A 13,201-nucleotide genomic window follows, 5' to 3' on the forward strand; every position below is an offset into this window, starting at 1 on the left:
GCGCCGCCCGGCGCCGTCGTCGTCACCGGCTGCGTTCGGCGGCTCACCGCCGCCGTCCCCACGGCTTTCCCGTCCCTTCTCGTCCTTCCCCGTCCCGTCTCGTCCTACCCCGTCCTTTCTCGTCCCCGTAGGCCCCACGCCCCGGAGGTGTTCATGCCGCTCCACGACCACCCGCAGCACGACGACCGTCCCCTGTCCGTCAATCCCTTCCTGGGGGCGGCGAACCCGGTCGGCGACATGACCCAGGCGCCGCCCAAGCACCGGCTGCCCGAGACCCCCATGGCCCCCTCGACGGCGTATCAGCTCGTGCACGACGAGCTGATGCTGGACGGCAACGCGCGGCTCAACCTGGCCACCTTCGTCACCACCTGGATGGAGCCCGAGGCGGGGCGGCTGATGGCGGAGTGCCGGGACAAGAACATGATCGACAAGGACGAGTACCCGCGCACCGCCGAGCTGGAACGGCGCTGTGTGGCGATGCTCGCCGACCTGTGGAACGCGCCCGATCCCTCGGCGGCCGTGGGCTGTTCGACGACCGGGTCGAGCGAGGCGTGCATGCTCGCCGGGATGGCGATGAAACGCCGCTGGGCCCGGCGCAACGCCGGCCGCTACCCCTCCCGCGAGGCCCGCCCGAACCTCGTCATGGGCGTCAACGTCCAGGTCTGCTGGGAGAAGTTCTGCACCTTCTGGGAGGTGGAGGCCCGTCAGGTGCCCATGGAGGGCGACCGCTTCCACCTGGACCCGCGGGCGGCGGCCGAGCTGTGCGACGAGAACACCATCGGGGTCGTCGGCGTCATGGGGTCCACCTTCGACGGGTCCTACGAGCCGATCGCGGACCTGTGCGCGGCGCTGGACGACCTCCAGGAGCGCACCGGCCTGGACATCCCCGTGCACGTCGACGGGGCGTCCGGGGCCATGGTCGCGCCGTTCGTCGACGAGGACCTGGTATGGGACTTCCGCCTGCCGCGTGTGGCGTCGATCAACACCTCCGGGCACAAGTACGGGCTGGTCTACCCCGGCGTCGGCTGGGCGCTGTGGCGGGACGCGGACGCCCTGCCGGAGGAGCTGGTGTTCCGGGTGAACTACCTGGGCGGCGACATGCCGACGTTCGCGCTGAACTTCTCCCGGCCCGGCGCCCAGGTCGTCGCGCAGTACTACACGTTCCTGCGCCTCGGCCGGAACGGCTACCGCGCGGTGCAGCAGGCCGCGCGGGACGTGGCCACGGGGCTCGCCGCGCGGATCGAGGCGTTCGGCGACTTCCGGCTGCTCACCCGGGGCGACGAGTTGCCCGTCTTCGCGTTCACCACCGCACCGGACGTCACGGCGTTCGACGTCTTCGACGTGTCCCGGCGGATGCGGGAGAACGGCTGGCTGGTGCCCGCGTACACCTTCCCGGCGAACCGCGAGGACCTGTCGGTGCTGCGGGTGGTGTGCCGCAACGGCTTCTCCGAGGACCTCGCCGACCTGTTCGCCGACGATCTCGGCCGGCTGCTCCCGCAGTTGCGCCGGCAGCCGCAGCCCCTGGTGCAGGACAAGAACGAGGCCACCGGCTTCCACCACTAGCCGGGGCCGGGGCGGGGGCCGGGACCGGTACCAGTACCGGTTCCCTGCCGGCCTCGCCCCGCGTGTAACCAACGTCCCGGGACAGCACACCTAGCGGCTGAGCCGCGTGAATCTCCGTACCGCGAGCGGGAAGAACACCGCGAGCAGGACCAGCGGCCAGACGGCGGCGGCCCACACGTGTCCGGACTCCCCGGCCGGGCCGAACAGGCCGCGCGCGGCCTCGGCGGTGTGGGAGATCGGGTTCCACTGGACCAGGGTGCCGAGCCAGCCGGGCATGGACCCGGGCGACGCGAACGCCGTGGACAGGAACCCGGCCGGCCAGACCAGGATCTGCACGGCCTGCACCATCTCGGGCCGGCCGGCCACCAGGGCCAGGTGGATGCCGATCCACAGCATGGCGAAGCGGAGCAGCAGGAGCAGCCCCACGGCGGTCAGGAAGGCCGCCGGGCCGCCGTGGGGGCGCCAGCCGAGCGCGGCGGCGACGGTCAGGAGCACCGCCAGGCCGAGCACGGACTGGAGCATGTCGGCGGCCGAACGGCCCACCAGCACCGCGCCGTTGGCCATCGGCAGGGAGCGGAAGCGGTCGACGACGCCCTTGTCGAGGTCCTGGGTGACGGCGACCATCGTGCCCTCCAGACCGAAGGCCATGGTGAGGGCGAGCATGCCGGGCAGCAGGAAGTCCAGGTAGCTGCCGTCGACGCCCCGGCCGCCGCCGACCAGGTAGCCGAACATCAGCAGCAGCATCACCGGGAACACCAGGTTCACCACGACGGCGACCGGCCGGCGCCCCCAGCGGGCGAGTTCGCGGCGGGTCATGGTCCAGGAGTCGGTCAGTGCGTAGGTGATCACGCGGGCTCCTCCACTCGGTCGTCGGGCCCGGTCAGGTGCAGGAACACCTCGTCCAGCGTGGGCCTGCGCAGGGCGATGTCCTCGGCCTCGATGCCCGCCTCCGCCAAGGCGCGGACCACGCCGGTCAGCGCCGCCATGCGGTCGGTGACGGGGGCGCTGAGCAGGCGGCGGTCGGCGTCCACCGTGACCGCCCCGGGCGCCGCGGGGAGCAGGGCGGAGGCGGCGCCGAGCTGTCCGGCGTCGCGCAGCACGACGTCGATGCGGTCGCCGCCGACGGCCGCCTTCAGTTCGTCCGCCGTGCCGTCGGCGATGACCCGGCCGGCGTCGACGACCGAGATGCGGTCCGCGAGCTGGTCGGCCTCCTCCAGGTACTGGGTGGTGAGCAGCACCGTGGTGCCACCGCCCACCAGGGAGCGGACCGACTGCCACACCTCGGCCCGCCCGCGGGGGTCCAGCCCGGTCGTCGGCTCGTCCAGGAACAGCACCTCCGGCTCGGTGATCAGGGACGCGGCGAGGTCCAGGCGGCGCCGCATGCCCCCGCTGTACTGCCCTACCGCCTTGCGGCCGGTGCGGGTCAGGTCGAAGCGTTCGAGGAGTTCGTCGGCCCGGGCGCGGGCGCGGCGGGCGCCGAGGTGGTGCAGCCGGCCGAACAGCTCCAGGTTCTGCCGCCCGCCCAGTTCCTCGTCGAGCGCCGCGTGCTGGCCGAGCAGTCCGATGCGCAGCCGCACGGCGTACGCGTCACGCACCACGTCGTGCCCCGCCACCTCGACACGGCCCGCGTCGGGGCGCAGCAGGGTGGCCAGGATGCGGACCAGGGTGGTCTTGCCCGCGCCGTTCGGTCCCAGCACGCCGTGCACGGTGCCCCGCGCCACCGTGAGGTCGAGGCCGTCCAGGGCGGGGGTGGCATCCCTTGCGCCCTTGCCGCCGTACGTCTTGCGTGCCTGTTCCACGGTGATCACCGTGTCGGCCACTGACACTGCGACTCCCTTCCTTGCCGGTCAAAACCGCTCCACTAGTCAAGGTTGACTACTAGCCCGGGACGGTAGTGCCCGTCCGCTCCACTCGTCAAACTTGATTACTCGCTCGATGCCCCGGCCGTCCCACCGGGCACCGGGCCGGGGGCCCGTCAGCGGGCGTCTCCGGGGTGGGGGTCCGTCAGCGGGCGTCTCCGGGGTGGGGCTCGCCCGGCCCGTACGGGTTCTCCTGACCCTCGGCCAGGACCGCGACGAACGGCTCGCCCTCGCCGCTGAAGGTGTAGGCGCCGGACTCGATCTTCTCGATCAGCTCACGGGCCCACACCGCCTCGGCCTCGGCCGAGCTGTCCCACAGCCGCATGATCTGGCCGATGTGCCCGAGCTCGTCGGGGCCGCCCGCCGGCAGGTACTCCCCGCTGACCGTGGCCCGCCACTCCTCGATCTTCCGGATCCGCTCCCGGAGCAGCTCCACCGCCTCCTGGCGCGGCAGGTCGACGATGAAGCCGACCGCCGCCGACTTCACGTCCATCCGCAGGTCGTAGTCGACCAAGGCCGCGCGCAGCAGCGCGTAGAACTCCTCGTTGCCCGCCTCGGTGATCTCGTACTCGGTGCGCGGCGGGCCGCCGGCCGTCGACGGGGCGATCTCGTGCGCGTACAGCAGTCCCTGCTTCGCCATCTGCTTGAGGGCGTGGTAGATCGAGCCCGGCTTGGCGTTGGACCACTCGTGCGCGCCCCAGTACTCGAGGTCGTTGCGGACCTGGTAGCCGTGGGCCCTCCCGTGCTGGCGCACCGCGCCCAGCACGAGGAGACGGATCGCTGACATGCGCCCAGCGTAGGACGCCCGGGTGTGCTCCCGGCCGCTGCCCCGGCCCCCGCGCCGCCGGCCCGGGGACCGGCACGGGGCTGCCGGGCCCGCCGCCGGGGCTCACCCCCGGTCGTCACCGCCCTGCTCCCGCGCCACCAGCTCGAAGGCCGTCGCGCCGTCCAGGGACTCCCGGATGATGTCGGCGTGGCCGGCGTGCCGGGCGGTCTCGCGGATCAGGTGCAGACACAGCCACCGCATCGACAGCCACTCGTCCCTCGGGTTCCACGACGTCTTCGCGACCAGGAACGTGTCGTCGAGACTCGGGACCGCGCGGATGAACGCCTCCGTCTCCGCGGCCACCTTCTCGTAGTACGCGAGCTGGTCCGCCACCGTCTCGTCGCCGGTCAGCCGGAAGCACTCGTGCCAGTTCGACTCGTCCCGGTGGACCGCCGGCGGCTCACCCTTCGCCCGGGCGATCCACCCCTGCTCGACCTCGGCGACGTGCTTGAGCAGCCCCGCCAGGGACAGCTCGCTCGCGCTGGGCCGGGAGGACGCCTGCTCGTCGGTCAGCCCCAGCAGGGCGCGCCGGATCGCGCCGCGCTGCTCGGCGACGAAGGCCAGCAGCGCCCCTCGCTCGTCACCGGGCTCCTCGGGTCCCACATGCGTGACCATGACCGTCCGCCTTCCGTCGCTGGGGTGCAGGAGTTCCCTGCCGCCTGACACGAAGGACGCTACGGGCCATCGAGGTCAGCTTCTGTCCTCGATGGCCCGTGCGGGAGACCCGGTCCGGCCCGGTTGCCCGGGCACCGGTATCCGGCATTCGGTCTTCCGGGTTCGGTCTTCCGGGTTCGGGGTTCGGTCTTCGGGGTTCGGTGTCGGGCAGCCGGTGTCCGGGGACTCCGGAACGGCCCGTCCGACCGTCAGAACGGGAAGCCGCTCCGGCCGTGCTGCACCGAGATCCACTTCATGGTGGTGAAGGCGTCCAGCATGCTGTCGCCGTTGAGGCGGCCGATGCCCGAGTGCTTCTCGCCGCCGAAGGGGACGATCGGCTCGTCGTGCACGGTGCCGTCGTTCACGTGGAACATGCCGGTGTCGATCCGCTTGGCGAAGTTCACACCCCGCTCGGTGTCCCCGGTGTGCACGGCACCGCTCAGGCCGTACGGGGAGTCGTTGACCAGGCGCACGGCCTCCTCCTCGCCGTCGAAGGGGACGAGGAAGACCACCGGGCCGAACACCTCCTGCCGCAGCAGCGCCGAGTCGGCCGGGACGTCGGTGAGCACGGACGGCTCGACCAGGTTGGCGGTCCGCCCGCCCCGCACGAGCGCCGTCGCGCCCTCGGCGAGCGCCTGCTCGACCACGCCCGACAGGGCGTCCGCCTGCTGGGAGTTGATCACCGGGCCGATGACGGTCGCGGGATCGCTGGGGTCGCCGGCCTTCAGGGACTTGACCTTGGCGACGAACTTCTCGGTGAACTCGTCGGCCACCGCACGGTCCACCAGCACCCGGTTCGCGGCCATGCAGACCTGCCCCTGGTGCACGTAACGGCTGAAGACGGCCGCGTCCACGGCGTAGTCCACGTCGGCGTCGTCGAGGACCACCAGGGCGCTGTTGCCGCCCAGTTCGAGCACCGAGCGCTTGAAGAGGGAGGCGCAGACGGTGGCGACGTGACGGCCGACCGTGTCGGAGCCGGTGAAGGAGATGACCTTCGGTATCGGATGCTCCAGGAAGGCGTCGCCGATCTCCGCGATGTCCGTGATGACGACGTTCAGCAGCCCGCCGGGCAGTCCGGCATCCTCGAAGATCTTCGCGATCAGGGACCCGCCCACGATCGGGGTGTTCTGGTGCGGCTTGAGGACCACGCCGTTGCCGAGGGCCAGGGCCGGGGCGACCGACTTCAGCGACAGCAGGAAGGGGAAGTTGAAGGGGCTGATCACACCGACCACGCCGACCGGCACCCGGTAGACGCGGTTCTCCTTGCCGTCCACGGGCGAGGGGATGATCCGGCCCTCGGGACGCAGCGCCAGGTGCACCGCCTCCCGCAGGAACTCCTTGGCCAGGTGCAGCTCGAACGCGGCCTTCAGCCGCGTGCCGCCGAGCTCGGCGACGATCGCCTCGGAGATCTCCTCCTCGCGCTCCTCGACCAGCCTCAGCGCCTTCTCGAACACCGCCCGGCGGGCGTACGGGTTGGTGGCCGCCCACTCCTTCTGGGCACGGGCCGCCGACCGGTACGCCTGATCCACCTCGTCGACCGTGGCTATCGTGATCGACGCCAGCTTCTCGTCGTCGTACGGATTGAAGTCGATGATGTCCCAGGAGCCCGTGCCCGGGCGCCACTCACCGTCAATGTACTGCTGGGCCAGGTCGGTGAAGTACGACGACATGTGATCCCTCAATCCCTCGCTGCCGGAGCCGGCACCGGACCGACCCGCTGGTCTGATCGCACGTCATCGTACTTATGTTTCAAGAGAGTTGGAGGAGTCCACGGAGAAGGTCCCGGCTCTCCGACGGGCCCGGACAGTCGTGCTGGAGCTCCTTGAGCGCCGTCTCGTACTGCGCGACGTCCTCGGCCTTGTCCAGGTAGAGGGCGCTGGTCAGCTGCTCCAGGTACACCACGTCCGACAGGTCGGACTCGGGGAAGCTGAGGATCGTGAAGGCGCCGGACTCCCCGGAGTGGCCGCCCATGCTGAACGGCATGACCTGCAACCGCACGTTGGGGTGCTCGGACACGTCGATCAGATGCTGGAGCTGGCCGCGCATCACCTCGCGGTCGCCGTACGGCCGGCGCAGGGCGGCCTCGTCGAGGATCACGTGGAAGTCCGGGGCGTTCTCGGAGACCAGGTACTTCTGCCGCTCCAGCCGCAGCGCCACCCGGCGCTCCACGTCGGCCTCACTCGCCCCCTTCATCCCCCGCCGGACGACGGCGCGGGCGTACTGCTCCGTCTGCAGCAGGCCGTGGACGAACTGCACCTCGTACGCCCGGATCAGCGACGCCGCGCCCTCCAGGCCCACGTAGGTCGGGAACCAGGTCGGCAGCACGTCCGAGTAACTGTGCCACCAGCCCGCGACGTTGGCCTCCTTGGCGAGGGAGAGGAGCGAGGTGCGCTCCTGCTCGTCCGTGATGCCGTACAGCGTCAACAGGTCTTCGACATCCCTGGTCTTGAAGCTCACCCGGCCCAACTCCATCCGGCTGATCTTCGATTCGGAGGCGCGGATCGAGTAGCCCGCCGCCTCACGCGTGATCCCCCGAGCCTCACGCAGTCGCCTGAGTTGTGATCCGAGCAGCATGCGCCGCACCACCGATCCCGGCTCTCCCGCGCTCACGTTCGCCAGCCTCCCCAACGTCTTCAGACGCCGCAGTCTGCCACTAAAACACTCCGAGCTGTACTCGCCCGGTTACGGAAATGGATTCAAGCCAAGGAATCCGTTCAGGAAGGATCAACCCGGAGGCAAGAGGACAGCCGGAAGTGGACAGCGAGATGACGGAAAAATTGACCAACAAGCGGTACGGGCAGGGCCATTTCGGTCAGCTGCACGTGCATCTGCCCTTGCATCTGCTGTTCGCATCCGAAACCATGGTCCCGCACCACCGCCGCCTCGCTTGGACCGCGAATTTCCGGGAGTGCCTCGCATGGGGACGAATGGATCGACCATGCTCGAGCCGTTACGGCAGGGCCTTCCGCCGCTGGACCCCGCGGCCGTGTCCGACGCCGCCTCCTGCGCCCTCCCCGCTCGCTACGAAGCGGTGGGCGACGCCCGGAGGTTCACGCGGACGACCCTGGACCAGTGGGAGCTCGGCCACCGGTTCGACGACGTGTGCCTCGTGGTGTCCGAACTGGTCACCAACGCCCTGCGGCACGCCCTGCCGGCCGACGCGTCACGACTGTGCGGCCAGGAGCCGCCGGTCCGGCTGCACCTGATGCGGTGGACCGAACGCCTGGTGTGCGCGGTGCGCGATCCCAGCCACGACAGCCCGGTGGCCCGCGACTCGGACGACTTCGCCGCCGAATCGGGGCGCGGACTCTTCCTCGTCGAGTCGTTCAGCGACGGCTGGGGCTGGCACCCCATGGCGGGCGCGCTCCACGGCAAGGTCGTCTGGGCACTGTTCCGGCTGTCCTGTCCGGGCGACGGCGCGCACCCCATCCCCGGATGATGAACGGCCCCGCATCATGGCGCCGCGCTTCTACGCGCGTCACCGCCCCCCTGAGCAGCGGAAGCAACGGGGACACCGGAAGAGGCGGGAGCAGCGGGAGAGGCGGGAGCCTCAGGCGCAGCGGGGCCGACCGGGGCATCAGGCACCGCGGGCGGGGCGGCCGTCGGGCGGCTGAGGGCGGGGTTCGATGCGGTGGCGGGAGAGCGTCGCGCCGGCGGGTGCGCCCGCATCCGGCTGTGGGGGTGGGGTGCGGGTGCTGGTGCGGGTGCGGGGGTTCGGCTGTTCGAGCCGGGACCGTGGACCGGACGCGCGCGTGGCCGTGCGGCCGTCCGGGCGGTTCGGTCCGACCGGCCGAACGGCCCGCCGCGGGTCAGCCCACGACCAGGTGATCGAACTCGCCGTCCTTCACGCCCAGCAGCATCGCCTCGATCTCCGCGCGGGTGTAGACGAGCGCGGGGCCGTCGGGGAAACGGGAGTTGCGCACCGCCACGTCCCCGCCCGGCAACCGGGCGAACTCCACGCAGGAACCCTGCGAGTTGCTGTGCCGGCTCTTCTGCCAGGCCACGCCGTCCAGCGTGGTGGCCGCCATGCCGTTGTACACGCCGGACGCGTCGGCACCGTCGTACACGTCACCGTCGTACACGTCGTGGTCCACAGGTCGCTCCCCGGTGGTGCACTGGCTGAAGTGGCCATTGATGCATTGGTCAACTGACCCGGATCATAGCTCTGTTTCACGTGCAGGTGCATGGGCAGATGCACGTGCACGGCGGGTGTTCCTGCGGTTACAGGCGCGACGGGCCCGGTCCGAGCGTCTCCTGCTCCCGGCGGACCCACCGCGCGGCATCCCCGCCCCCTATGAGACGCAGGCACGGGCCCACGTGTTCCCTCGTGTTTCCTTATGTGCCGTTCTTATGCCTGTGAACGTGCCCAGTTTTCCTTTCCGCGCATTCGCGACCCCCGTGGCGCGTGACGCTTCCCACCCCCGGAATGCGACCTGCGTCACTGCCCCTGGTGGGCTCCGGGGCGGGTCCTGTTAGCTGGCTGCGTCGTTTTCGGCCGCACCAGGCCACTCCACCTCAGGCCACTACCGCTAGGGGGCTCGCAGTGACGTCGGTGGCACCAGTGGCAGCGTCAACGTCGGCGGCACCAGGACCGGCGCCCGCCTCGACCGGGGCGTCGACAGCGGCGTCGACCGGGGCATCGACACAGGCGGCGTCGTCGGTGGCACCGGGGCCCGGGGCCGTCTCCCGCGCGGCAGGCAGCCGCGCCCCCGCCGGCACCGGCCGCACCACCGCCACCGTCACCGCCCGGCGGCGGATGCGCCTCGCGGTGGCCGGCTCCGGCCTGGTGGCCGCGCTCCTCCTCACCGCGTGCAGCTCCGACGGGGACTCCGGTGACGACGCCGGGTCCGACGCCACTCCGTCCGTGACCGCGACCGCCGGCTCCGGTGGCGGAACGGGGGGTTCGGGCGCGCCGGACGGTTCGGGCGACGCGAGCGGCGCCCCGGCCGGCGAGCTGGAGGGCAGTTGGCTCGCCACGACCGGGGGCAAGGCCGTCGCCCTGGTCGTCACCGGGGAACAGGCCGGACTCTTCGCCACCGGCGGCACCGTCTGCAGCGGCACCGCGCGGCAGGCCGACGGATCGCACACCGTCTCCCTGGACTGCGGCGACGGCAACGACGACCGGGCCCAGGGGACGGTCGACTCCGTGACCGGGTCCACCCTCAAGATCACGTGGGACGGGCCCCTCGGCACCGAGACGTACACCAAGGCCGAGGGCGGCAGCCTGCCGACGGGACTGCCGACGGAAGGGCTGGGCTCCTAGGGCGCGGCTCCTAGGGTGCGGCACGTCCTGGCGACGGAGCTTCGGGAGGGATGGCGGGTTCCTGGGGCACGCCCTGCCGGCCGGCCCCCGACGCAAGGGCCGCTCCCCTAAGACACGCCCTGCCAGCTAAGACACGCCCTGCCAGCCGCACCCCGACGGAAGGGCCGGTTCCTGGGGCCCGCAGGCCGAGCGGGTTTCCGGGGCAGCCGAGTCCGGCTCCCCGCGCGCCGGCTCCTCACGCGCGGGCGGGACGCCGATGGGGTGGACTTCGCCGGGCCGGGCGGCGCGCCGCGGTCCGTGTGCGTGATGATCGGTGCTCACCGCCACCGATCCCCGGGGGGACCCTCATGCGCGCCTTGCCCGTCACCGCCACCGCCTTCGCGGCTGCTTCCCTCCTGCTGCTGTCCGCCTGCGACAGCGGCGGCGGGGCCGACGGCGGCGACGGCGACGGCAAGAGCACGGACCGGGCGGCCGCCGCGTGCACGATCGGCCAGGTGCGCGTGGAGGCCGGTGCCGCGAGCGTCGCTCCGGCCGACGGCGACACCGGTGAGGTTCCCTTCACGGTCCTGAACCAGGGGGACCCCTGCGTCCTGCCCAGCACCCCCGAGGTCGTCCTGGCAGGCGTCAGCGACTCCGAGACGGCCGACGTGCCGTTGGTCGAGGGGGCGAAGCCCCGGGATGTCACCCTGGCCCACGGCGAGACGACGTCCTTCGTCGTCACCTACGTGCGCGGACCCTCCTTCAACCCCGGCCACCTGCACTTCCGCCTGTCCCCCGGGACCGACACCCGGCGGATCCGCTGGACCTACGGCAGGATCGCGATCACCGACGACGGCGAGCACCAGGTCTCGGTGAGCGCCTACCAGCAGACGGGCGACTGACGGCCGCCCGCGAGCGGCGGTTTCAGGGAAGCCGCGGGCGCGCCCCGACCCGGGCGTCGTCCGCCGCCCGCACGCCCTCCTCCCAGCCCGCGGCGTCGCTCACCCCGCGCAGCCGGGTCGTCGTGGTCTCGGGAAAGAGGTCGTCCAGCCGCTCGGTGACCGCCGCCTCCCGGGAGGCCAGCACCGGCAGCAGGTCGTCGGTGACCTGGGTGCCGGCGGCCTCCGTCAGGCGAGCGCCCACGCGGTGGGCGTAGGCGGCGAGGAAGGACTGCCGGAAGGTCTTGGTCCGCTTCCGCCCGCCCGCACGCTGGGCCGCCTCGGCCTTCGTCAGGGCCGTGGTGGCCTGCACGAGCAGGGAGGTGTAGAGGAGTTCGACGACCTCCAGGTCGGAGGCGAAGCCGACCACGGTGCTGAACCCGAGAGCCTCGTTCCACACCGCCCGGCAGTGGTTGGCGGCGGCCACCGCGTCCAGCAGGACCGCCTTGGTCTGCTCGTAGGGTGCGTCCACCCCGATGCGGCAGCCCACCGGCGCCTCCGCCGTCGGCGCACCGGCCGCGAGCAGCGCCTCGTCGACGCTGTGCCGGGCCATCAGCTCCTGCGCCTTGGCGCTCAGGGCCTCCGCCTCCTCCGGGAACCCGGTCGCCTCCGCCTTGGCCAGCAGCGCGCGGATGCGCGTGAGCATGCGCGACTCCGGCGCCGTTCCTTCCGCGTCACCTCGCGACGAGTGCCCTCGCGATGCGCGACCCCGTGATGCGCCGCCCCGCGACGGGCCCGAGCCGGCCGGGGGCTCGTCGAGCGCCTCCAGGGCCGGAAGCCGCAGCAGCAGTCGGTAGAGCTCCAGCACGGCCGTGGCGTGCGAGAAACGGTCCGTGCGGGGCGCGGGCTCGGTGGTCAGGTCGTCGAGCTGGGCCCGCCAGCGGGGGCCACGAGCCCGGTCCTGCGGCGCCTGCCCACGGATGAGGGCCGACACCAGCCGCACACACGTCTCGTCCAGTTCGCGCCGCACGATCCGTACGACATCGGCGGGCTGCCAGCCCCGGCGCCAGGCCGCCGCCACGAACTCCTCGCCGCGCCGCGCGAGTTCGGCGTCCACCGCGGGATCGGCGGCGAGGAGCGAGGCGCCGGTGTCGAGGGCGGTGTCGGCCGGGTCGTAGAGGGCGGCGCGGAAGGCGCGGTCGACGGTGCTGGACGTACTCACGGTCCGATCGTGCCACGCCCCGCACACCGCCCCCCCCATTGTCAACCGATGGTTGACACCTCGGCACTGTCAACTTACGGTTGACACATGACGACGAACCCCACCATCAAGTCATCCGTGCGGCTCGACGACCTCATCGCGGCCATCAAGAAGGTGCACGAAGAGCCCCTCCAGCAGCTCCAGGACGCGGTGCTCGCGGGCGAGCACCTCGGTGAAGTGGCCGACCACCTGATCGGGCACTTCGTGGACCAGGCTCGTCGGTCGGGTGCCTCCTGGACCGACATCGGCAGGAGCATGGGCGTCACCCGGCAGGCGGCGCAGAAGCGCTTCGTGCCGAAGGAGGGCATCGACCTCGACCCGAACCAGGGCTTCAGCCGCTTCACCCCGCGCGCCCGTCAGACCGTCGTGGCGGCGCACGAGGAGGCCAAGGCGGCGCACCACGCGGAGAGCCTGCCCGAGCACCTGGTCCTCGGCCTGCTCGCCGAGCCCGAGGGACTGGCTGCCAAGGCGATCACCGAGCAGGGCGTCACCCTGAACACGGTCCGCGAGGCCGCCCGGGCGGCGCTCCCGCCCGCCGCCGGGCAGGGGCCCGAGCTGGTCCCGTACGGTCCGGCGGCCAAGAAGGTCCTGGAGCTCACCTTCCGTGAGGCCCTGCGGCTGGGCCACAACTACGTCGGTACCGAGCACCTCCTGCTGGCCCTGCTGGAACACGAGAACGGGACGGGCCTCCTCAGCGGCCTCGGCATCGAGAAGGCGGCCACCGAGCGGTACATCACCGAGCTGCTCGCGCAGTTCATCGAGACGCACGAGGAAGAAGGGGCAACGGGAGCAGGGGGAGCAGGAGAAGCGGGCGAAGAGAAGGAGCAGGGGGAGGGGAAGTAGGAGGCGGTCCGGTCCCGGCGGCCGGCTGTCCCGCCGGCTGGCGGCACCGGTCGCAGGGGCCCCCGACCAGGCGGC

The 13,201-nt window shown here is 72.0% G+C and carries 13 protein-coding genes; 5 read left to right on the plus strand and 8 right to left on the minus strand.

Going from position 1 to position 13,201, the window contains the following annotated elements:
• The first annotated feature begins 153 nt into the window (after positions 1-153).
• On the plus strand, positions 154-1,563 hold the full coding sequence (locus ACSU53_RS13690; protein WP_437027670.1) for a glutamate decarboxylase: 1,410 nt from the start codon (positions 154-156) through the stop codon (positions 1,561-1,563).
• A 90-nt stretch (positions 1,564-1,653) separates the two neighbouring features.
• On the opposite strand, the gene ACSU53_RS13695 is transcribed toward ACSU53_RS13690, so the two are convergent.
• The 6 genes from ACSU53_RS13695 to ACSU53_RS13720 form a co-directional block, all read right to left on the minus strand.
• Positions 1,654-2,412 carry an ABC transporter permease gene (locus ACSU53_RS13695; protein WP_437027671.1) on the minus strand — a complete coding sequence of 253 codons (759 nt, stop codon included), beginning with the start codon at positions 2,410-2,412 and terminating at the stop codon, positions 1,654-1,656.
• A complete protein-coding gene (locus ACSU53_RS13700) occupies positions 2,409-3,383 on the minus strand; it encodes an ATP-binding cassette domain-containing protein (protein ID WP_437033186.1) in 975 nt (324 codons plus the stop codon). The genes ACSU53_RS13695 and ACSU53_RS13700 overlap by 4 nt, the downstream gene beginning before the upstream one ends.
• Before the next feature lie 184 nt (positions 3,384-3,567).
• Entirely contained in the window at positions 3,568-4,209 is a 642-nt protein-coding gene (locus ACSU53_RS13705; RefSeq protein WP_437027673.1) for a PadR family transcriptional regulator, read from the minus strand.
• 102 nt (positions 4,210-4,311) lie between these two features.
• Positions 4,312-4,863: a DinB family protein gene (locus ACSU53_RS13710; protein WP_437027675.1), complete on the minus strand. Its 552-nt coding sequence runs from the start codon at positions 4,861-4,863 to the stop codon at positions 4,312-4,314.
• A 248-nt stretch (positions 4,864-5,111) separates the two neighbouring features.
• Positions 5,112-6,572: an aldehyde dehydrogenase family protein gene (locus ACSU53_RS13715; protein ID WP_437027676.1), complete on the minus strand. Its 1,461-nt coding sequence runs from the start codon at positions 6,570-6,572 to the stop codon at positions 5,112-5,114.
• Between the two features lie 79 nt (positions 6,573-6,651).
• Positions 6,652-7,476, minus strand: a complete 825-nt coding sequence (locus ACSU53_RS13720) for a helix-turn-helix domain-containing protein (protein ID WP_437033188.1) — start codon at positions 7,474-7,476, stop codon at positions 6,652-6,654.
• A 343-nt stretch (positions 7,477-7,819) separates the two neighbouring features.
• Between ACSU53_RS13720 and ACSU53_RS13725 the strand changes: the two genes are divergently transcribed.
• A complete protein-coding gene (locus tag ACSU53_RS13725) occupies positions 7,820-8,341 on the plus strand; it encodes an ATP-binding protein (protein ID WP_437027678.1) in 522 nt (173 codons plus the stop codon).
• A gap of 370 nt (positions 8,342-8,711) precedes the next feature.
• On the opposite strand, the gene ACSU53_RS13730 is transcribed toward ACSU53_RS13725, so the two are convergent.
• A complete protein-coding gene (locus ACSU53_RS13730; RefSeq protein ID WP_192230729.1) occupies positions 8,712-8,996 on the minus strand; it encodes a DUF397 domain-containing protein in 285 nt (94 codons plus the stop codon).
• Between the two features lie 566 nt (positions 8,997-9,562).
• Between ACSU53_RS13730 and ACSU53_RS13735 the strand changes: the two genes are divergently transcribed.
• Both ACSU53_RS13735 and ACSU53_RS13740 read left to right on the plus strand, forming a co-directional pair.
• Complete coding sequence (locus tag ACSU53_RS13735) at positions 9,563-10,165, plus strand: hypothetical protein (protein WP_437027680.1); 603 nt, start codon at positions 9,563-9,565, stop codon at positions 10,163-10,165.
• Between the two features lie 347 nt (positions 10,166-10,512).
• Complete coding sequence (locus tag ACSU53_RS13740; RefSeq protein WP_437027682.1) at positions 10,513-11,046, plus strand: DUF4232 domain-containing protein; 534 nt, start codon at positions 10,513-10,515, stop codon at positions 11,044-11,046.
• A 22-nt stretch (positions 11,047-11,068) separates the two neighbouring features.
• Here the strand turns inward: ACSU53_RS13740 and ACSU53_RS13745 are convergent, their stop codons facing one another.
• A complete protein-coding gene (locus ACSU53_RS13745) occupies positions 11,069-12,283 on the minus strand; it encodes a DUF2786 domain-containing protein (protein ID WP_437027684.1) in 1,215 nt (404 codons plus the stop codon).
• 48 nt (positions 12,284-12,331) lie between these two features.
• On the opposite strand from ACSU53_RS13745, the gene ACSU53_RS13750 reads away from it, so the two are divergent.
• The gene (locus ACSU53_RS13750) at positions 12,332-13,126 is read left to right on the plus strand and encodes a Clp protease N-terminal domain-containing protein (protein ID WP_437027686.1); all 795 of its coding nucleotides are present in this window, start codon (positions 12,332-12,334) and stop codon (positions 13,124-13,126) included.
• Positions 13,127-13,201 lie beyond the last annotated feature (75 nt).

The sequence above is a fragment of the Streptomyces sp. enrichment culture genome (genome assembly GCF_964273255.1).
GTDB lineage: Bacteria > Actinomycetota > Actinomycetes > Streptomycetales > Streptomycetaceae > Streptomyces.